The sequence below is a fragment of the Devosia sp. 67-54 genome (assembly GCF_001899075.1).
Classification (GTDB): domain Bacteria; phylum Pseudomonadota; class Alphaproteobacteria; order Rhizobiales; family Devosiaceae; genus Devosia_A.
In genome coordinates this window covers 1,092,184-1,111,939 of record NZ_MKVA01000005.1, presented here as the reverse complement: position 1 = coordinate 1,111,939, position 19,756 = coordinate 1,092,184, and the positions used below count along the sequence as shown (strand labels likewise).

21 protein-coding genes, 1 tRNA gene and 1 pseudogene are annotated in these 19,756 nt (G+C 66.5%); 12 read left to right on the top strand and 11 right to left on the bottom strand.

Annotation, left to right across the window (positions count from 1 at the left end; genetic code table 11):
- Positions 1–123 precede the first annotated feature (123 nt).
- Entirely contained in the window at positions 124–606 is a 483-nt protein-coding gene (gene nusB, locus BGO82_RS10810; RefSeq protein WP_291305559.1) for a transcription antitermination factor NusB, read from the top strand.
- Positions 607–622: 16 nt separating this feature from the next.
- Here the strand turns inward: nusB and bamE are convergent, their stop codons facing one another.
- The gene (gene bamE, locus BGO82_RS10805) at positions 623–1,093 is read right to left on the bottom strand and encodes an outer membrane protein assembly factor BamE (RefSeq protein ID WP_291305558.1); all 471 of its coding nucleotides are present in this window, start codon (positions 1,091–1,093) and stop codon (positions 623–625) included.
- Positions 1,094–1,213: 120 nt separating this feature from the next.
- On the opposite strand from bamE, the gene BGO82_RS10800 reads away from it, so the two are divergent.
- The 7 genes and pseudogenes from BGO82_RS10800 to BGO82_RS10770 all read left to right on the top strand — a co-directional run bounded on the left by BGO82_RS10800 (position 1,214) and on the right by BGO82_RS10770 (position 5,851).
- A complete protein-coding gene (locus BGO82_RS10800) occupies positions 1,214–1,726 on the top strand; it encodes a ubiquinol-cytochrome C chaperone family protein (RefSeq protein WP_291305557.1) in 513 nt (170 codons plus the stop codon).
- Complete coding sequence (locus tag BGO82_RS10795) at positions 1,723–2,265, top strand: DUF177 domain-containing protein (protein WP_291305556.1); 543 nt, start codon at positions 1,723–1,725, stop codon at positions 2,263–2,265. The genes BGO82_RS10800 and BGO82_RS10795 overlap by 4 nt, the downstream gene beginning before the upstream one ends.
- 82 nt (positions 2,266–2,347) lie before the next feature.
- Positions 2,348–3,412 (top strand): phosphate acyltransferase PlsX, encoded by a 1,065-nt coding sequence (gene plsX, locus BGO82_RS10790; protein ID WP_291305555.1) that lies wholly within the window; start codon positions 2,348–2,350, stop codon positions 3,410–3,412.
- Positions 3,409–4,374, top strand: coding sequence for a beta-ketoacyl-ACP synthase III (locus BGO82_RS10785; RefSeq protein WP_291305554.1), 966 nt, complete (start codon positions 3,409–3,411; stop codon positions 4,372–4,374). Before plsX ends, BGO82_RS10785 begins: the two co-directional genes overlap by 4 nt.
- 4 nt (positions 4,375–4,378) lie before the next feature.
- Positions 4,379–4,917 (top strand): annotated as a pseudogene (locus tag BGO82_RS10780) (GNAT family N-acetyltransferase).
- A 125-nt stretch (positions 4,918–5,042) separates the two neighbouring features.
- Positions 5,043–5,354, top strand: a complete 312-nt coding sequence (locus tag BGO82_RS10775; protein ID WP_291305553.1) for an integration host factor subunit alpha — start codon at positions 5,043–5,045, stop codon at positions 5,352–5,354.
- Positions 5,355–5,377: 23 nt separating this feature from the next.
- The gene (locus BGO82_RS10770) at positions 5,378–5,851 is read left to right on the top strand and encodes a MerR family transcriptional regulator (protein ID WP_291305552.1); all 474 of its coding nucleotides are present in this window, start codon (positions 5,378–5,380) and stop codon (positions 5,849–5,851) included.
- Positions 5,852–6,013: 162 nt separating this feature from the next.
- Here the strand turns inward: BGO82_RS10770 and BGO82_RS10765 are convergent, their stop codons facing one another.
- Complete coding sequence (locus BGO82_RS10765) at positions 6,014–7,531, bottom strand: MDR family MFS transporter (RefSeq protein WP_291305551.1); 1,518 nt, start codon at positions 7,529–7,531, stop codon at positions 6,014–6,016.
- 117 nt (positions 7,532–7,648) lie between these two features.
- On the opposite strand from BGO82_RS10765, the gene BGO82_RS10760 reads away from it, so the two are divergent.
- Complete coding sequence (locus BGO82_RS10760; protein WP_291305550.1) at positions 7,649–8,248, top strand: MarR family transcriptional regulator; 600 nt, start codon at positions 7,649–7,651, stop codon at positions 8,246–8,248.
- Positions 8,249–8,337: 89 nt separating this feature from the next.
- Complete coding sequence (locus tag BGO82_RS10755; RefSeq protein WP_291305549.1) at positions 8,338–9,339, top strand: alpha/beta hydrolase; 1,002 nt, start codon at positions 8,338–8,340, stop codon at positions 9,337–9,339.
- Positions 9,340–9,362: 23 nt separating this feature from the next.
- On the opposite strand, the gene BGO82_RS10750 is transcribed toward BGO82_RS10755, so the two are convergent.
- Positions 9,363–9,439, bottom strand: a tRNA-Pro gene (locus BGO82_RS10750).
- Positions 9,440–9,639: 200 nt separating this feature from the next.
- Here BGO82_RS10750 and BGO82_RS10745 point away from each other — a divergent pair.
- Positions 9,640–10,935 (top strand): Gfo/Idh/MocA family oxidoreductase, encoded by a 1,296-nt coding sequence (locus tag BGO82_RS10745; protein WP_291305548.1) that lies wholly within the window; start codon positions 9,640–9,642, stop codon positions 10,933–10,935.
- A 156-nt stretch (positions 10,936–11,091) separates the two neighbouring features.
- Here BGO82_RS10745 and BGO82_RS10740 read toward each other — a convergent pair whose 3' ends face one another.
- The 7 genes from BGO82_RS10740 to BGO82_RS10710 all read right to left on the bottom strand — a co-directional run bounded on the left by BGO82_RS10740 (position 11,092) and on the right by BGO82_RS10710 (position 17,728).
- Positions 11,092–11,424: a cupin domain-containing protein gene (locus BGO82_RS10740; protein ID WP_291305547.1), complete on the bottom strand. Its 333-nt coding sequence runs from the start codon at positions 11,422–11,424 to the stop codon at positions 11,092–11,094.
- Positions 11,421–12,506, bottom strand: coding sequence for a sn-glycerol-3-phosphate ABC transporter ATP-binding protein UgpC (gene ugpC / locus BGO82_RS10735; RefSeq protein ID WP_291305546.1), 1,086 nt, complete (start codon positions 12,504–12,506; stop codon positions 11,421–11,423). The genes BGO82_RS10740 and ugpC overlap by 4 nt, the downstream gene beginning before the upstream one ends.
- The gene (locus BGO82_RS10730) at positions 12,503–13,582 is read right to left on the bottom strand and encodes a Gfo/Idh/MocA family oxidoreductase (protein WP_291305545.1); all 1,080 of its coding nucleotides are present in this window, start codon (positions 13,580–13,582) and stop codon (positions 12,503–12,505) included. The genes ugpC and BGO82_RS10730 overlap by 4 nt, the downstream gene beginning before the upstream one ends.
- On the bottom strand, positions 13,579–14,595 hold the full coding sequence (locus tag BGO82_RS10725; RefSeq protein WP_291305544.1) for a Gfo/Idh/MocA family oxidoreductase: 1,017 nt from the start codon (positions 14,593–14,595) through the stop codon (positions 13,579–13,581). Before BGO82_RS10725 ends, BGO82_RS10730 begins: the two co-directional genes overlap by 4 nt.
- 4 nt (positions 14,596–14,599) lie before the next feature.
- Positions 14,600–15,481: a carbohydrate ABC transporter permease gene (locus BGO82_RS10720; RefSeq protein ID WP_291305543.1), complete on the bottom strand. Its 882-nt coding sequence runs from the start codon at positions 15,479–15,481 to the stop codon at positions 14,600–14,602.
- Positions 15,471–16,346 carry a sugar ABC transporter permease gene (locus BGO82_RS10715; RefSeq protein ID WP_291305711.1) on the bottom strand — a complete coding sequence of 292 codons (876 nt, stop codon included), beginning with the start codon at positions 16,344–16,346 and terminating at the stop codon, positions 15,471–15,473. The genes BGO82_RS10720 and BGO82_RS10715 overlap by 11 nt, the downstream gene beginning before the upstream one ends.
- A gap of 77 nt (positions 16,347–16,423) precedes the next feature.
- Positions 16,424–17,728: an extracellular solute-binding protein gene (locus BGO82_RS10710; protein ID WP_291305542.1), complete on the bottom strand. Its 1,305-nt coding sequence runs from the start codon at positions 17,726–17,728 to the stop codon at positions 16,424–16,426.
- A gap of 225 nt (positions 17,729–17,953) precedes the next feature.
- On the opposite strand from BGO82_RS10710, the gene BGO82_RS10705 reads away from it, so the two are divergent.
- On the top strand, positions 17,954–18,466 hold the full coding sequence (locus BGO82_RS10705) for a hypothetical protein (protein ID WP_291305541.1): 513 nt from the start codon (positions 17,954–17,956) through the stop codon (positions 18,464–18,466).
- A 1-nt stretch (position 18,467) separates the two neighbouring features.
- On the opposite strand, the gene BGO82_RS10700 is transcribed toward BGO82_RS10705, so the two are convergent.
- Positions 18,468–19,751 (bottom strand): O-antigen ligase family protein, encoded by a 1,284-nt coding sequence (locus BGO82_RS10700; RefSeq protein ID WP_291305540.1) that lies wholly within the window; start codon positions 19,749–19,751, stop codon positions 18,468–18,470.
- Positions 19,752–19,756: the final 5 nt, after the last annotated feature.

Sequence of the window (19,756 nt, the reverse complement as noted above, 5' to 3'; positions counted from 1 at the left end):
TAGCAGCCGACGGGTGATCGGCAATCGTCTCGCCGACCGCATTGCCGCAGCGCGATTTTCGCAGGTTGACCGCCGCGCGCTGGGCGAAGATAAGGTGCGCACTCTCGAGCGCCGTTGAATTCCATGACCTCCATGCCTCTCACGACCGGCTCGCCCGTGCGGCCCGCCAACCAGCGCGGGGCGGCGCGGCTTGCCGCGGTGCAGGCGCTGTACCAGATGGATGTGGGCCGGCAGACGCTCGAGGACACGCTCAGCCAGTTCTCGGCGCACATGCTCGGCCGCGAGGTCGAGGGCGAGCAATATCTGCCCGCCGACGCCGACTTCTTCCGCCAGATCGTCGGCGGCGTCATCAAGAGCCAGCTCGACATCGACCCGACCATCGACAAGGCCTTGAGTCATGACTGGCCGGTCGGCCGTATCGATGCGACGTTGCGCGCCATCCTGAGGGCGGCCGCGTTCGAACTGCTGCGCCGCCGCGACATCCCGCCGGGCGTGGTGATCACCGAATATGTCGATATTGCCAAGGCGTTCTACGAGGACGACGCGCCCGGCATGGTGCACGCCGTGCTCGATACCATCGCCCGGCAGTTGACCGCCGCCGGCTGAAGCGGCGCGGCGCGCCTCAGATCGAGTCGATCAGCGACTGGACGAAGGTCTTGTCCTCGCCATAGGACGGGGTCTTGCGGCCCTCGATGGTGAACACCTTGCCGTCCTTGGCCGAGTACACCGCCTTGTCGGCGACGCGCTTGTTCTTGTCGAAATAGATCGCCAGCACCGTGCGGTCCTGCACTGTCGTCAGCCCGAACGCCGTCTCGTTCACCTTGGTCTGCACGTAGTACCAGGCGGAGCCCTCGTTGAAGGCGTTCATCGTCTGCGGCGAGCCGAGCACCGTGGCCACCAGCTCCTGGCTCTGGCCGGGCCGGATTTGCGCCAGCGCGTCCTGCGAAATCGCATAGCCCTGGATCTTGTTGGTCGAGAGCGCCAGCCCCGACCCCATCGAGCAGCCCGCCAGCGTCGCTCCCAGCAGGCCGGCGGCCGTCAGAGTGAGCAGGACCGGGGCGGATTTGCGCTGGAGCATGGATTTGACTTTCACGAGGTCTCTCGACTAAGACGCGGGCCTGCGGTCAGGCGCCGGTTTGTTTAGCTGCCAATCCTGCCGGCTGGCAAGCTGGCTTCGAACCGCTCCGGCCGTGCAGTGCCGCGGAGCATGTCCATGATTTTCAGTCTTTTCCGCAAATCTGCCGCCCCCGACGCTGCCTTCGAGGCCTATCGCGCTATTGTGGCGCAATCCCGGCAGGAGAAGTTCTACGCCGAGTGGGGCGTTCCGGACACGGTCACCGGCCGTTTCGACATGATCTCGCTGCACCTCGCGCTGCTGCTACGCCGCCTCAAGGGAGAATCGGAGGCGCGCGATTTCGGCCAGGCGCTGGTCGACCTGTTCTTCCGCGACATGGACCGCTCGCTGCGCGAGCTGGGGGTCACCGATCTGGGCGTGCCGGCCAAGGTCAAGAAGATGGGGAACGTCTTCTACGGCCTCGTCGGCGTGCTCGGCGAGGCGCTCGACAGCGGCCAGCCCGCGGCGGTCGAGGCGGTGCTGACCCGCAACGTCTATGGCGAGGCCAATGCCCACGCCGCGACGCTCGCCGCCTATCTCCTCGACGAGGCGAAGCGGCTCGCCGCCGAGCCCGTGGCCGCGCTGATCCATCCTGCGGGAGCCGCGGCGTGAGCGCCCCGAAGCTGCATCTGCGCGGCGCCAGCGTGCGCCTCGACTCGATGCCGGCCACGGGCCGCGATATCGACGTGTCGCCCGATGCCGAAGAGCGCGCGGCGCTCGCCCGCATCGTCGGCGTTACCTCGGTGGATGCGCTCGAGGTCAAGCTGCACGCCGTGAAATTCCGCGGCGGCATCCGCGTCACGGGCCGGCTCACGGCGGCCGTCACGCAGCCTTCGGTCGTGACGCTGGAGCCGCTGACGCAGCAGATCGCCGAGCCGGTCGACCGCATCTTCCTGCCCGGCGGCGAGAAGCCCTATGCCGGCCCGGCCAATGCCGAGATCTTCGTCGACCTCGAAGGCGACGACATTCCCGACCATTTCGAAGGCAACGAGGCGGATTTGACCGACCTCGTCATTGAAACGCTGGTGCTCGCGGTCGATCTTTATCCACGGGCGCCCGGCGAAAGCGTCGACGCTCTGGGTCTTGCGCCCGATGCCGCCCAAGACCATCCCTTTGCCGCGCTCAAGGCGTTGAAACCCAAAGAGGAATAGCTGGCCCTTCGCCTGCTCTTGCGCCTCGAAGGCGTTTGATTAAGGTGCTCCGCGCCTGCGCGGCGGGCCAGATACGGTACAGATGGTCGATTCCATTCGCATTTCGGTCGACGCCATGGGCGGCGATATCGGGCCTCAGGTGGCGATCCACGGTGCGTGGCTGGCCCTGCGCGAACGCAAGAACGTCAGTTTCATCTTTCACGGCCGCGAGGCCGATATCACGCCGCTGCTCGACAAATTCCCCGAATTGAAGCCGGTCAGCCGCGTCGTGCATTGCGATAACGTCATCTCGATGGACGAGAAGCCGTCGCAGGCGCTGCGCAAGGGCAGGGGCAATTCGTCGATGTGGGCCGCGCTGCAATCGGTCAAGGATGGCGAGGCCGACGTTGCCGTCTCGGGCGGCAACACCGGCGCGCTGATGGCGATGTCGACCTTCTGCCTCAGGCCCATGGAGGGCATTTCGCGTCCGGCCATCGCCGCCATCTGGCCGACGCTGCGCGCCGACATCGTGGTGCTCGACGTCGGCGCCACCATCGGCGGCGATGCCAAGCAGCTCGTCGATTTCTCGATCCTCGGCGCGGCGCTCGCCCGCGCCCTGTTCGATCAGGAGCTGCCGACCATCGGCTTGCTCAATGTCGGCACCGAGGAGATGAAGGGCCACGACGAGGTCAAGGAGGCGGCCGCCATGCTGCAACGGGCGAGCGGCGCCGGCTTCACCTATCACGGCTTCGTCGAGGGCGACGACATCGGCAAGGGCACCGTCGACGTCATCGTCACCGAGGGCTTCACCGGCAATATTGCGCTGAAGACCGCCGAGGGCACGGCGCGGCAGGTCGGCACCTATCTGCGCAACGCCCTCAAGGCCGACGTCTTTTCCATGCTCGGCGCCATGCTGGCCGGCAAGGCGCTCAACGCCATCCGCCGCAAGCTCGACCCGCGCAACGTCAATGGCGGCGTGTTCCTGGGCCTCAACGGCATCGTCATCAAATCGCACGGCGGCACCGACGAGATCGGCTTCAAGGCGGCGCTCGGCCTCGGCTACGAGATGGCGCGCAGCCGTCTGATCGACAAGATTTCCGAAGGCATGCGGCGGTTCCCTGCGTTCCCGGCCCCGGCCCAAACCGACAGAGAGGCGAATCCCGCGTGAGTGCGTTGCGATCCATCGTGCGTGGGGTCGGCAGCTATCTGCCGGCCCGCATCATGACCAATGACGAGCTGTCGCGCATGATCGACACCTCGGACGAGTGGATTCAGCAGCGCGTGGGCATCAAGCAGCGCCACGTCGCCGCCGAGGGCGAGTTCACCTCCGATCTCGCTTTGCATGCCGCGCGCCGTGCCCTCGACGATGCCCGCATCTCCGCCGACGAGATCGATTTGATCGTCCTCGCCACCAGCACGCCGGACCTGACCTTTCCGGCCACGGCGACGCTGGTGCAGCAGAAGCTCGGCATGCATCACGGCGCCGCCTTCGACATCCAGGCGGTCTGCTCCGGCTTCGTCTACGGCATGGTCACCGCCGATTCCTACCTCAAGAACGGCCTCGCCCGCCGGGCGCTCGTCATCGGCGCCGAGACCACCACGCGCATCCTCGACTGGACCGACCGCACCACCTGCGTGCTGTTCGGCGACGGTGCCGGCGCCGCGGTGCTGGAACTGGGCGGCGACGGCGATCGCGGCATCCTCGCCTCGTCGCTGCGCTCCGACGGCCACTACGCCGACAAGCTCAACACCACCGGCGGCCCTTCCACCACGCGCTCCATCGGCTTTGTGCATATGGAGGGCAAGGAGGTTTTCCGCCACGCCGTGGGGAAGATCACCGACGTCGTCGAGAACGTGCTGTCGTCGACGGGGTACACGGTCAAGGATCTGGACTGGTTTGTCCCGCACCAGGCGAACCGCCGCATCATCGAAGGCGCCGGCGAGAAGCTGCACATCCCGCCCGAAAAGGTGGTGATCACTGTCGACCGCCACGCCAACACCTCGGCGGCCTCTGTGCCGCTGGCGCTGACCGAGGCGGTGCGCGACGGCCGCATCAAGCGCGGCGATCTGGTGATGATCGAGGCCATGGGCGGCGGCTTCACCTGGGGTGCCTCGCTGATCCGCTGGTAGCCCTATGGTCGCGATCCCGGTGCTCGAGACCGGCCGGCTCCGCCTCAGGGGCTACCGCCTTGCGGATTTCGACGCCTATTTCGAGATGTTCGCCGATCCCGCGGTGGTCCGCTTCCTCGGCGGCACGCCGTTCGATCGCGAGCAGAGCTGGGCGCGCTTCATGCGGCACGTCGGCGTCTGGCATCATCTGGGCTTCGGCTATTGGGCCATCGAGGATCGCGCGACCGGCGCGCTTGCCGGCGAATGCGGCTTCCAGGACATGCAGCGCGGCCTGGCGCCCAGCCTCGACGGCAGCATGGAGGCCGGCTGGGCGCTGGCCGGCCTTTTCAGGGCCGCGGCCTCGCCGAAGAGGCCATGCGCGCCTGCCTCGCCTGGGCCGAACAGCATGGGCCGCGCGAGCGGCTCACCGCCATCATCGACCCCGAACATGTGCGCTCGCGCCGGCTGGCGGCGCGCCTCGGCTTCACCGAGGTGGCGCAGTCGCACTACCACGAGCGCCCCATCTGCATTTTCGGGCGTCCGCGACGCGCCCTAAGCATCTGACTGTCAAAACAATTGCACCGACCGGCGCGATTGCCTTAATTGCCCGTGGGGGCTAATCTTTCGCCTCTCGGGCAGGGCGCCTGTCGGGAAGCGGCGGATCCGGTTTGGCGTAATGGGGGAGAGGCATGACCCAGAAGACTGTCACTCGCGCGGACCTCGCCGAGGCCGTGTACGAATCCGTAGGGCTGTCGCGCACCGAGTCGGCCGAATTGGTCGAACGGTTCCTCGCCCTCATCGGCGACGCGCTGGTCTCGGGAGAAAACGTCAAGCTCTCGTCCTTCGGCTCGTTCCAGGTGCGCTCCAAGAACCAGCGCATCGGCCGCAATCCCAAGACCGGCGAGGAAGTCCCCATACTGCCGCGGCAGGTTCTGGTGTTCAAACCCAGCAACGTGTTGAAATCCAAGATCAACAAATCTATGGTTCGCTCTGGAAAATAAGCCCTTTCTGAAAGGGATTCGGGGTGGACAAGTCTCCCGAGGCGTTCCGGACGATCTCAGAAGCCGCTGACGAACTCGACCTGCCGCAGCACGTGCTGCGGTTCTGGGAGACGCGTTTCTCGACCATCAAGCCGCTGAAGCGCGGCGGCGGCCGGCGCTATTACCGGCCCGAGGACGTGCTGCTGCTCAAGGGCATCCGGCACCTGCTCTACGACCAGGGCTTCACCATCAAGGGCGTGCAGAAGATCCTCAAGGATCAGGGCGTGCGCCACGTCGCGGCCATCGGCAATGGCGGCCCGGTGGAGGCGCTGCCGCCCCCGGTCGCGCCCGACCCGGTCGAGCCGGACGACCTGCCCTCGGCGATCGACGAGGCGCCCATGCCGCCGATGCTGGCCGGCGCAGGCCCGGCGCTCGACGCCGCCGACCGCGAGCGCCTCAACGCCGTGCTGCGCGACCTGCTGGAGTGCAAGCGCCTGCTCGAGCGCGCGCGCGAATAGGGCAGGGCTCGTTCCAGGAATTTTGTTCTAGTTCGGTGGAGCTGATCCGGACGCCGGTTCGCGCCGCCCCGGCCCCTCCCCGCAAAGGGGGAGGGGAACCCGACTGCACCATCGCGATCATGACCGAACGGCGCCTGGTCGTTCGACTGTGGCCCGAGTGCCTCAATGCGCCCGCTTCGGGATCTGCGCGTCGGGCAGCAGCGCCAGCAGCACCGTGGCGGCGAGATAGAGCCCGCCGACGAACAGGTAGGTCGGCGCGAAGCCGGTGGCATAGCCGTGCAGCACCGCGTCGCGCACCGGGCCGGCCAGCCCTTCGAGCGATTTCGGGGTGATCGCCGCGAGCCCGCCGGGGATCGCCGCCGCCACGTCCGGCGCCAGTGCCACGGTGGCATGGGTGAGGCCCAGCACCATCACCGCGCCGTTGAGCGCGAGCCCGAGGCTGGCGCCGATGGTCCGCGCCTGGGTGATGAGGCCGGTCGCGGCGCCGATGTCCTGCAGCGGCGCCGCTGCCTGGATCGCCACCACCAGCGTCTGCATGGTGAGCCCCATGCTGACGCCGAACGCCATCGAGGCGATGCACAGCACCCAGAGCGGGGTGTTGGCATCCATGTTGGCGTAGAACAGCATCAGCCCGATGCCCACCGCCATGCCGGCGACCGTCAGCCATTTGTAGCGGCCGGTGCTGGCGACGATCCGCCCGGCGGCGATCGACACCACCGCGACCGTCACCGACATCGGCAGGAACAGCAGGCCCAGTTCGCCCGGCGGCAGGCCGGTGATCATCTGCATGAACAGCGCGAAGTAGAAGTAGAGCCCGAGCGTCGACATGCCGCCCAGCACCGACACGATGGTCACCATGCTGATGGTGCGGTTGGCGAACAGCCGCAGCGGAATGATCGGCTCGGCGGCGCGCCGCTCGACCAGCACGAAGGCGACGACCGCCACCGCGCCGATAACCGGCAGCAGATAGGTCCACACATCCTGGCCGGTCGGCTCCAGCACGTGGTCGCTCCAGTAGACGACGGCCACCGTGGCGATCGCCAGCAGCACGCCGCCGAGGATGTCGATGCGGTGGTGCACTGCATTGGCCTTGCGCCGCATGCCCAGCGCGACGATGGCCAGCACGGCGAGGCCGATCGGGATGTTCACCAGGAAGATCGAGCGCCAGCCGAGCAGGTCGGTGAGGTAGCCGCCGCCCACCGGGCCGAGCACCGAGCCGAGGGTGAACACCGCCGACGAATAGCCTTGGTAGCGGGCGCGCTCGCGCGGCTCGAACAGTTCGCCGATGATGGCGAAGGCCGACACCATCAGGCCGCCGCCGCCGATCCCCTGGATCACGCGGGCGCCGATCAGCGCCTCCATCGACCAGGCGAAGCCGCACAGCAGCGAGCCGAGCAGGAACACCGTGACCGCAAAGATCACCACCGGCTTGCGGCCGTACATGTCGCCGAGCTTGCCGTAGAACGGCGACGCCGCCCCGGTGGAGAGCAGGTAGGCGGCGCCCACCCAGCCGAGCAAATGCACATTGCCGAGATCGTGCGCGATGGTGGGCAGGGCGGTCACGACGATGTTCATGTCGAGAACGCCCATGAACATCGCGGTGAGGGCCCCGAGGTAGACAATGAGCGTCGTGCGGTCGGGACCGGCCTCGGCGCGGGAAAGCTGAGCATCGATAGTCATGGGAGTGCCTCTCAAACGAGGCGCGGGTTATCTGCTCATTGCAGATGTATGTCAACAGCATATATGTGATGTACGCACGTACTTGCTAAATGCATGAAATTGTGATAAGGCGCGCACATGAATCGGATGGACAAGACGCACCAGCCGGCGCGCGACACCTCCAGCGAAGTGAAGTCTGCCGAAGTCTATATCGCGGCCGGCTACAGCCCTGAGGCGGCGGCGGCGATCGTCAGGATCGACGCCACCATGCAGCGCATGCGCCGCTCCATCAGCAAGCGCGAATTCGTCGCCGACGTGCTGCGCGAGATGGACGCCGGCATCGACCTGCAACTGCTCGACGTGATGGGCGCCGTCTCGCACTGGCACCCCGAGAACCTCGAGGACGCCGGCCGCGAAGTCACCGTGGGCACCGTGGCCGAACGGCTCCACATCGACCCGTCGCGGGCCAGCCGGCTGGTCTCCGAACTGGTCGACAAGGGCTATATCCGCCGCGTCGCCTCGCAGACGGATTCGCGCCGCATCGTGCTGGAGGCGACCGAGAAGGGCTGGGCCTTCGGCGAGGAATTCCGCCGTCGCAAGGGCGGCATGCTGGGCCGCGCCCTCAAATGCTGGACCGAGGACGAGCTTGTGACCTTCGACCGCCTGCTCGACCGCTACAGTCATTGGGGCAAGGAGGGCCTGAAGCCCACCCCGCCGCCGGACGCCGGCGAGGCCTGAGCCTCGCGGCGGCGCCGGCCTTTACTACACTTTGCATTAACCATCCTCGTCCGCCGCGCCCTGCGCTATGGGATTTTCGGGAAGCCGCAGTGCCGGCTTCGATGTGGCTCGAGGGTGCGGTGAACAGGCTCAAGCTTCTGGCGATCATCATTGCGGCCCTGGCGCTGGGCTTTGCCCTGCACGCCTCGGCCTCCGTCGCGGCCGACGGCGATGGCGGCGCGCTGGCGCCACCACCCGAGACCGAAACCTTCCGCCTGTGGGACGGGCGCGCGCCCGGCGCCACCGGCGACGACGCCGCGCAGAGTCCGACGCTGCGCATCGTTCGTCCGCCCGACGGCTGGGCCAACGGCACGGCGATCATCATCGCGCCGGGCGGCGCCTACGCCAGTCTGGCGGTGGCGCAGGAAGGCAGCGAGCCGGCGAGCTGGTTCGCCGCGCGCGGCGTCACCGCCTTCGTTCTCACCTATCGCGTCGGCAAGGCCGGCCGCCTGCCGCTGCCGCTCCTCGACGGCGCCCGCGCCATGCGTTTCGTGCGGGCGAAAGCCGGTGAGTTCGGCATCGATCCCGCGCGCATCGGCATGCTGGGATTTTCCGCCGGCGGACATCTTGCGGCGACCACCGCCGCCGAAGCCTCCGACGCTGCCGCCGAGCCGGCGGACGACATCGACAAGGTCAGCGACCGCCCCGATTTCCTGATCCTCGCCTATCCCTGGGTCGAAGGCCCCAAGCTCAACCCGAAGGGCAATTCCGACTACTGCATGTATTCGCAATTCCTGCTCGGCGGCCCATGCGAGCCGGCGGCCTATGCCGGCTATCTGCCGACCGGCAAGGTGGGCCCCGGCATGCCGCCGACCTTCCTGTTCAGCACCGACGAAGACACCATCGTGCCCGCCGACAGCGTCGTGCGCTTCTATACGGAACTGCACGCCAACGGCGTGCCGGCCGAGTTGCACATCTTCGAGAAAGGCCAGCACGGCAGCGGCCTCGGCGGCTCCAACCCGTCGCTGTCGCAATGGCCGCAATTGCTGCAGGAATGGCTGCGCAGCCACGGGCTGCTGCCCGATCCGGAACCCGGCGACAGCCGGCCGTAACCGCAAATCCAGATGGGGAGAGATGGTCGGAGTGGCCGGATTTGAACCGACGACCCTTTGTCCCCCAGACAAATGCGCTACCAGGCTGCGCTACACCCCGACATCGCCGGATGCCCTAGCGAACCGGGGGCCCGGAGGCAAGGGGTGATTTTGTGGCAGGGCCGCCGGGCCGAGCTCCGGCCCGTGCCTCAAACTCTTGATCGGAAAGCGCAAACTAGCGCTTGAGTTGGCCCGCCGCCTCGCGCCAGACTGGGCCTCGAGCGCCGCGCACGACCCCGGGGCGGCAAGGGAATTCTGTCAGTGAAATACGCAATCGTCGGCGTCGGCGGGCGCCACCAGATGTATCGCCGCGCGGTCACCGAGACCCATCCCAGGGACAACCGGCTGGTCGCGCTCTGCGACGTCAACGACAAGCGCCTGGCGCTGTCGGTGAGCGAGGCGCCGCCGCAGCCGGGCAACGGCATCGCCACCTACGAGGCCGCCGATTTCGACAGGATGATCGCCGAGCAGCGGCCCGATACGGTGATCGTCACCGTGCCCGACTATTTGCATCACGACTACATCGTCCGCGCCCTGCGCGCCGGCTGCAACGTGATGACCGAAAAGCCGATGACCATCGACCTCGGCAAGCTCAAGCAGGTGCTCGATGCGCAGCGCGCGAGCGGCAGGCACCTCACTGTCACCTTTAACTACCGCTACACGCCGGCGCGCACGCAACTGAAGGACATCCTGATGTCGGGCGCCATCGGCGACATCCAGGCGGTGGATTTCACCTGGTATCTCGACCGCGTGCACGGCGCCGACTATTTCCGCCGCTGGCACCGCTACAAGGACAAATCGGGCGGGCTGCTGGTGCACAAATCCACGCACCATTTCGACCTGATGAACTGGTGGGTCGCCTCGACGCCCAAGACCGTCAGCGCCAACGGCAAGCGCGTGTTCTACACGCCCGAAACGGCCAAAGAGCTCGGCCTCGAGAACCACGGGCCGCGCTGCCACGGCTGCCCGGTGTTCGACAAATGCGACTATCGGCTCGACCTCGAGGCTGACGAGAGCCTGCGCGACATGTACCTCGAGGCCGAGGACGCCGACGGCTACTACCGCGACAAATGCGTGTGGGCCGACGACATCACCATCGAGGACACCATGCAGGTGCAGGCGACCTACGCCAACGGCGTGTTCCTCAACTACACGCTGTGCGCCTATTCGCCCTGGGAGGGCCTCGAGATCACCTTCCACGGCTCCAAGGGCGAGCTCAGGCACAAGCATATCGAGGTGCACGGCGTGTTCGGCGGCAAGCGCGACAAGGCGCATGGCGACAACATGACCACGACGCTGCATCTCGCCGGCAGGCGGCCCGAGGACGTGCCGGTGTGGGCCGGCAGCGGCGACCATGGCGGCGCCGATCCGGTGATGCTGGGCTATCTGTTCGAGCCGGCCAGCATGCCCGCCGATAAATACAACCGTGCCTCGACGCAGAAGGAAGGCGCCTGGTCCATCCTCACCGGCATCGCCGCCAACGCCTCGATCGCCGGGGCCGGGCGGGTGGACGTCGACAAGATGCTGGCGAAGGCGGGGATCGTGCTGGAGCGATAGGCCGGGGCGGCGAACAGTAGAGCACTTTGCCCCCCCCCAGCCCCTCCCCGCAAGGGGGAGGGGAGCCCGACTGCAACACCGGAGAACGCGGTTCCATCGCTCCCCTCCCCCTTGCGGGGAGGGGCCGGGGGTGGGGGCCACAGCCGCCAGACTCGCTTACAGAAAATCCTCGCGCCGCGGCGTGAAGCAGTCGACCAGCCGGCCGGCGCTGAGCGCCCTGACGCCGTGCACCACATTGGGCGGCACGATGAAGCTGCCACCGGTGCCCAGCACCGTCACGCTGTCGCCGATGGTCACCTCGAACGTACCCTCGGCGACATAGCTCGCCTGCACATGCGGATGCGCGTGCAGCGCCCCGACGGCGCCTTCGTCGAAGGCGAACTCGACCTGCATCAGTTGCGGCTGGCTCACCAGCACGCGCCGCCGGTTGCCGGGCGCCACGGTCACCCACGGGTGGGCATCGGCCGCGGCAGTGAGGGCGTCGCTCATGTGAGCGCCAGCCCGTCCGGCCCGAACACGTGGTAGCGGTTGGGATCGATGTAGGTCGGCACCATGGTGCCCGGCGCGATGTGGCGCTGCCCCTCGAGCGCGATGGTGAGCGGCTGCCCGCGCAGCGTCGAGGCATAGACCATGGTGGTGTCGCCGAGCTGCTCGACCAGATCGACGCGCAGATCGGCGAGCTTGACGCCGGATGCTTCGGTCAGCCCGATATGCTCGGGCCGGATGCCGAAGGTCACCTTGTCGTCGACCTTGTAATTGGGCAGCGCCTGTCGCAGCCGGAACTCGCTGCCCGAGACATTGACCACGGCGCCGCCTTCCAGCGACTTCACCGTGCCCTCGACGAAATTCATCTTCGGCGAGCCGAGGAAGCCGGCGACGAATTTGTTGCGCGGGTTGTTGTAGAGCTCGAGCGGCGCGCCGACCTGCTCGATATTGCCCGCCGACAGCACCACGATCTTGTCGGCCATGGTCATCGCCTCGACCTGGTCGTGCGTCACGTAGATCATGGTGTTGCCCAGGTCGTTGTGCAGCTTGGCGATCTCGACGCGCATCTGCACGCGCAATTCTGCATCGAGGTTGCTGAGCGGCTCGTCGAACAGGAAGATGCGCGGCTCGCGCACGATGGCGCGGCCGATGGCGACGCGCTGCCGCTGGCCGCCCGAAAGCTGCTTGGGCTTGCGCTTCAGCAGCGGCTCGATGCGCAGGATCTCCGCCGCCCGCTGCACCCGCGGCTGGATCTCGGATTTCGGCACGCGCGCCGTCTCGAGCCCGAAGGCAAGGTTCTGGTACACCGTCATGTGCGGGTAGAGCGCATACGACTGGAACACCATCGCAATGCCGCGCTTGGCCGCCGGCACCTCGTTCATCGCCTGCCCGTCGATCAGCAGCGTGCCGCCGCTGATCGGCTCGAGCCCCGCGATCATGCGGAGCAGCGTGGACTTGCCGCAGCCCGATGGGCCGACGAACACCACGAACTCGCCTGGCTCGATGTCGAGGTCGACGCCGTGCACGACTTCGAAATCGCCGTAGCGCTTGACGATCTGCTTGAGACTGATGCTTGCCGCGCTCACACGAATCCCTCCGGCAGCCAGCTTTGATATTTCGGATGGTCGGTCCCGATCGGGAACACCACTTCCTGATGCGTCAGCGACGAATAGTAGAAGGCGGTGACGATCTCGAGCGCCTGCCGCGAATCCGCGGTGGTGACGGGCAGGGGGCCGCGCCCGAGCAGCGCATCGTAAAAGCGCGCCATCTGCGTGGTGAAGCGGGGCGGCACGTCTCGCCAGTCCTTCAGCAGGTCGGCGATGGCGCTTTTCGTGCCGTCGTTGCGCGGCAGGATTTTCCACAGCGCGGCGCCCGGATTGTACGGCGCATGGTCGCTCTCGATGGTGAGGTTGTCGAACACCAGCCGCAGCCGGGTGATCTCGTCGGCCGAGCCGAGCGAGGCGGTGAACGAGCCGAGCGCACCGGATTCGAGCTCCACCGAGGCCGAGATGCAGTCTTCCACCTCGATCGGGTTCACCCGCGTCGCCACCCGCCCGTAGAGCGATTTCAGCGGTCCCATCAGATAGCAGAACATGTCGTGCGGATGGATGGCGTGGCCCATCAGCACGCCGCCGAGCTCGGTCTTCCATTTGCCGCGCCAGGGGACGGCGTAATACTCGGCCTCGCGCCGCCACAGCGTTTCCACCGTGCCCACGAACGGCGTTCCCGCAAGGCCGGCGTCGATGATCGCCTTGGCCTGCTGGATGCCGTTGCCGAAGCGGTACTGGAACACCGGCATCAGCTTGCCCTTGGCGCGCTTTTCGACCGCGATCACCTCGTCGATCTGCTTGAGCGAGCCGACCAGCGGCTTTTCGCAGATGACGTGCTTGCCCGCGTCGAGCGCGGCCACGATCATCGGGTAGTGCACCATCGGCGGCGTGCAGATGTCGATGATGTCGAGATCGTCCATCGCCAGCAGGTCGTCGAAGCTGGCCGTGCGCCGCTCGACTCCGAATTCGTCGGCCAGCGCGTTCATCCGCGCCGGGTCGAGATCGCAGATCGCGATCACCTTGAACTTGTCGGCGTTGGGCACGTAGCCCTCGATCATGTGGCTGCGGCCGATACCGCCGCCGACGATCGCGACTGTAAAGATCTTGCTCATTGCGCCCATACCGTTCCGCGTTCCGCCATCCGCTGCGCCGTCAGCGCCAGCTCCATCGCCTTGTAGCACCGCGCCTGCGGCATCGCCGTCTCGGTGCGGTTCAGCACGTCGGCGATGAGCTGCCGGCCGTAGGGCAGGTCGACGTCCGAGCAGTCGATGTAGTGCGTGCCCTTGCCGTCGACGAGAAACAGATGGTCCTTGCCCGGCCGCCCGACGATGTCGATGTACTTCCTGAGCTCGATATAGCCTTCGCTGCCCACGATGGTCAGCCGCCCGTCGCCCCAGGTGCCGAGCCCCGCCGGCGTGAACCAGTCGACTCGGACATAGCCGGTCGCCGTCGGGCCCTCGATGTGCATGTCGCCCACGTCCTGCAGTCCCGGATATTGCGGATGCGTGCGGTTGGCGACGGAGGCGGAGACGATCTCGGCATCGTCGCTGCCGGAAAAGAACAGGAACTGCTCGACCTGGTGGCTGGCGATGTCGCACAGGATGCCGCCGTACTGTTGGCGGTCGAAGAAATACGGCGCCCGCTTGTTGTTGTTGAGCGCGTGCGGCCCGAGCCCCACCGTGTTCACCACCTGTCCGATGGCGCCTGCCTTGACCAGCTCGCCGGCTTTCACCGTCGAGCGCGTCTCGAAATGCTCGGAATAGCAGACGGAAAAGATGCGCTTCGTCGCGGCCTGCACGCGCTTGATCTCGTCGAGCTGGGCGAGGCTGGTCATTCCCGGCTTGTCGCTCATCACGTCCTTGCCCGCCTGCATCGCGGCGATGGCGATCTCGGCGCGCCTGGCCGGAATGGCCGAGGTGAGGATCAGCGCGATCGACGGATCGTCGAGCAGCTCGCGCCGGTCGGCGGCGCGCCTGGCCTGCGGATATTTCTCCGCGAAGGGGGCAGCGACGTCCTCCTCGTCCGACCAGAAGCCGGCGAGCGTCGCGCCTTCGCGCAGCAGGCAGTCCACCTGCCCGTAGATGTGATTGTGGGTCAGTCCGATGGCGGCGAATTTGATGGTCATTAGATCAGCGTTTCATGCCTGTCGTTGCGATACCCTCGATCAGGTAGCGCTGGAAGAAGAGGAAGATGACGAAGATCGGCACCAGTGACAGGATCGACATGGCGAAGAGCCCGCTCCAGTTCGATTCCGCCGTGGAGTCGACGAACGTCCGGAGGGCGATCGTCACGGTGTAGGTCGAGATGCTGTTGAGATAGATCAGCGGCCCGAAGAAGTCGTCCCAGGTGAAGATGAAGGTAAAGATGCCCGCCGTCGTCAGCACCGGCAGCGACAGCGGCAGCAGGATCTTGTAGTAGATGCGCCACGGCGAGCAGCCGTCCATCATTGCCGCCTCGTCCAGCTCGCGCGGCAGGCCGCGGAAGAACTGCACCATCAGGAAGATGAAGAAGCTGTCGGCGGCGAGGAATTTCGGCACCACCAGCGGCAGGAAGGTGTTCACCCAGCCGATGTTGAGGAACAGCACATATTGCGGGATCAGCGTCACCTGGTAGGGCAGCATCAGCGTGCCCAGCATCAGCGCGAACCACAAGTTCCTGCCCTTGAACTCGAGCCGCGCGAAGGCGAAAGCGGTCAGCGAGCAGGCCGCGAGATTGCCGGCCACGCACAACAGCGAGATGGTCAGCGAGTTGAGGAAGAAGGTGTCGAAGCTGCGGCTCAGCCCGAACCAGCCGCTGATGTAGCCGTGCAGGCTCACCGAGCTCGGGATCAGCGAATGCGAGTTGAAGATTTCGCTTTCGGGGCGGAACGACGCCGACAGCATCCACAGCAGCGGATAGAGCATCAGCACCGAGGCGCCGATCAGCAGCACATGCGCGATCACCGAACCGAGCCGCCGGCGCCAGGCCGGGGTCGCACTGCGCACCACCGTCAGGCCGGTGTCAGTTGTCATAGTGCACCCAGTAGCGGCTGGAGAGGAACGAAATGCCGGTGAACACGGCGACGATGATCAGCAGCACCCAGGCCAGCGCCGAGGCGTAGCCCATGCGGAAGAAGGCGAACGCCTCCTGGTAGAGATAGAGCGTGTAGAACAGCGTCGAGTTGACCGGGTTGCCGGTGCCGCCCGAGATGATGAAGGCCGGCGTGAAGCTCTTGAACCCCTCGATGGTCTGGATGATGGCGTTGAAGAACACCACCGGTGTCAGGAGCGGCAGCGTGATCTTCCAGAAGATGCGCCAGCGCCCGGCGCCTTCGAGGCTGGCGGCCTCGTACACGTCCTGCGGAATCTGCCTGAGCCCGGCGAGGAAGATGATCATCGGCGAGCCGAACTGCCACACCGCCAGCGCGACCAGCGTCCATAGCGAATAGCGCGGGTTGGAAATCCAGGCCGGCCCCTGGATGCCGATCAGCGCCAGGCCCTGGTTGACCAAGCCGTCGCCGGCGAACAGCGTCCGCCACAGCACCGCGATGGCCACCGAGGCGCCAAGCAGCGATGGCAGATAGAACACCGCGCGATAGATCGGCAGGCCCTTCATGCCGCGGTTGAGCAGCAGCGCCACCGCCAGCGCGAAGGCCAGCTTCAGCGGCACCGAGAAGGCCACGAACAGCAGCGTCACCCGCATCGACTGGTAGAATTTCGGGTCGTTCGTGAACATGCGGACGTAGTTGTCCATGCCCACCCATTGCGGTGGCGTCAGCATGTCGAAATTGGTGAAGCTCAGATACAGCGAGCTCAGGATCGGTGCGATCGTGAGCCCGAAGAAGCCGATGAACCAGGGCAAGAGGAACAGATAGCCCGGACCGTTCTCGGTCCAGATGCGGGACCAGAAAGAAGGAGTGACCGCGCGACCCGGCGGATCGCTCGCGGCGCCGACGGAGCGCGCGGTCACAGGGTTCAGGCCTTCTTGGCCGCGCGGTCGAGGATGTCCTGCGCTTCCTTGATGAAGGCGGCGCCGGCGTCCTCAGGCGTGGTCTGGCCGAAGGCGATCGACTGGGCGGTGGTGTTGAGCTGCGTGGCCACTTCGCCCGCCGCGGCGGGCGGGGAGGGCGGCAGCTTGCCCAGGAGGTCGCCGAGGTTCGACACGAAGTTGAGCGACAGCTGGTCCGGCGCGCTCAGCGTCGGCGCCAGCGCGTCGCGCACGTGCTTGGCGCACGGGATGCCGCGCTCGACGCCCAGGATCAGCCCCGACGGCACGTCGTTGATGAAGAAGCTCACATATTTGATCGACTCGTCGAGGTGCGCCGACTTCGGATTGACGCTCCAGAACTGGCTCGGCTTGCGGTAATGGCCGCCACCGACACCGGCCTTGGGGCGCGGGAAGTTGATCATCGTCAGCGGGTTCTTGTTGACCGCCTGGAAGCCGATGAGCTGGTTGGAGTTGGCATAGGTGGTCGCCGCCTTGCCCAGGGTGATCATCGTGGTGTCGATGGCCGCCGTGGCGTCGAGCGCCTGGTCGTCGGGGCCGACGCAGACATTGGCCTTGCGCAGATCGTCCCACATCTTGAACCATTCGATGAGGTCGTCCGCCTCGAAGGCGAGCTTGCCGTCGGCGGTATAGAGCGCCTTGCCGCGGGCGCGCAGCCAGTTCTCGAGCGGCGGATCGCCGCCCTGGCTGCCATCGGCCAGGAGCCGCATGCCGTTCGACTTGGAGTTGAAGGCGTCGGCCTTGGCCTTGTAGTCGTCATAGCTCCAGTCGCGGGTCGGCAGGTCCACGCCGGCGTCCTCGAACGCCTTGGTGTTGACCATCATGGCCACCGAATTGGCGCCCAGGCTGATCGCATAGAGCTTGCCGTCGACGCGTCCGCCTTCGATCTGGTCCTCGTCGAAATCGCTGAGGTCCAGCCCCTTGCCGATATACTCGTCGAGCGCCTGCACCGCACCGCGCTTGGCGTATTCGACGATATAGCGGTAATCCATCTGGAACACGTCAGGGGCGTTGCCGCCGGCCACCTGCGTGCCCAGCTTCGGCCAGTAGTCGTTGAAGGCGTTGAATTCCTTGTCGTAGGTGAAGCCCGGATTGGCCTTGGCGAACAGATCGCTCACCGCATTGGTGCGGTCGGCGCGGGCCTGGCCGCCCCACCAGTAGAGCCTGAGATGCACGTCGGCAGCCTGGGCCGGCGTGAGCCCGCCCATTGCGCCGGCGGCGGCGAGCGCGGTCGATCCCATCAGGAACTTCCGGCGGTCGAGGCTGATTGTCATGTTTAATCCTCCCTGCTGTGTCGGCTCGTCCTCCCGAGCCTGAGGCAACCCGTCCGTTCCGGAGCGCTAAGTCACCATCCGGTTACGAACGTCCACAATGGCGTCGCCGCTGTCAATACGATCGGCTTTTCGAGCAAACATGACGAAAAGTCTGTCTGACAGGTCCGGGAGAGGATTTTCCTCCGCCCGCCGTCATGGTCAAGTGACATCAGCGGGAGGATGGCGATGATCTGGCGGACGCTGATCGTGATACTGGGCGCGACCGTGGCCACGACGCCGGCCTGGGCGCAGGACGTTTCGTCGGCCAGTGCGTCTTCATTGTCGCCCGAGGCGCCGTCGTCCGAGCCGTCGCCCCTGCCGGCGGCGGGCCTGAGCGATGCCGAGCTCGAGCGCGCGGTGCGTGCCGCCTATACCGGGGCTGCTGCCTACGCCCTGGCGCACGGCAATTATTTCGCCCGCGACGGGGTGTTTCCACCGCTCCGCGATGCGATCGCCGCCGAACTGGCGGCCGAGGGGTTTTCCACCGTCGCGGTGCCCGAGCAGGCGGCCGCCGACCTCGCGGCGGCGCGCGTCTGCCTCGCGGCGCCGGCCACCGAACTCCGGATCGCGCCCAACCTCTTCGGCGACGGCGTCACCCTGGTGGCGGTGACCGACGCCCGCTATTTCGCCTATGTCTACGATCCGCATGCCGCCGACGACATCAAGGTGATCGCAGCGGCGGACTGCACCGCGCGCTGAGCTACACCAGCGCCGACAGGCGCTTGTCTTCGCCCGGCAGCACCTTGTTGTAGGCGGCGGTGACGCCCCAGATCAGCCCGCCCAGCAGATAGAAGTGCCGCCAGTGGTCGAGGTCGATGATCGCCGCCTCGACGCAGAGCGGGATGAAGGTCGAGATCAGCGGGATCAGCAGCAGCTTGTTGGGCGAGCGGCGCAGCACGAAGCTGACGCCGCGCCAGATGGTGATGCCGATGAACAGGTAGAACACCAATCCGCCGCCCCAGCCATAAACGTGCAGCACGTTGACATAGGCGTCGTGCGGCTCCTCCTTGACGCGCAGATTGCGGAACTCCAGCGGCCCGATCCCCCACGGATGGTTGAGCGCCAGCTCGAAGGCGAAGCCCTGCCGGCCGAAGCGCCCGGTTTCGCCCTCGTCGTAGTTCTGTGCCGAGGCGCGCGTTTCGAACAGTTTTTGCACCGAGGGGATCGACAGCATGCCGCCCAGCGCCACCACCATCATCAGCATGCCCAAGAGCAGCAGCACCAGCATGCGCACCTTCTCCCTGGCGTTGGCGACGCCGAAGAAGCAGAGGAAATACACCCCGAGGCACGAGGCGATGAGATGTGCCCACGCGGCGCGCGAGAAGCTCACGAACACCCCAATGCAGAGGATGCCGAAGGCGACGCCGGCGATGGCCGCCCGCCTGGGATGGTCGAGCAGGATGCGCTGCAGCGCGTAGCAGGCGGGCAGGATCAGGAACGGCCCGTAGACGTTGGGATCGTTGAACAGCGCCTTGGCGCGATCGTATTTGGTCAGCAGGTCGTGACCGTGCGGGATCAGCCCCAGATAGCCGACCGTGCCCAGCGCCGCCGACATCGTCGCCGTCAGGATGTAGGCGCCCACGATGATCCGCATGTGCTTTTGCGGCGCGTCGGCGACGTAGTTCGCCACCCAGAAGCTGGTGAAGAACAGAAAGATCGTCACTGCTTCGAACTGCAGGGCCGTCGGGATGGTGCTGAATTTTGGCTGGAATGCCGCGATCACCGCGAACGGGATCAGGCTGCCCCACAGGACGATCAAGCCCAGCGTCGAGCGGTGGAAGGCAAAGCTGCCCGCCAGCAGCGAAATGCCGAGCACGACGAAAAAGACAAGCTCGTAGGGCGATGGCTCGGTGATCACCACGCTGCCCGCGAAGATCCAGACCGCCACCGCCCAGTCGAGCAGCGTCGTGAACTTCGCCCGGATGTACGAGCGTCCGTCGGCGCGGCGCCGCGCGAGGTCGAGCGCCGGGGCCGCCGCCGTCATCGCCA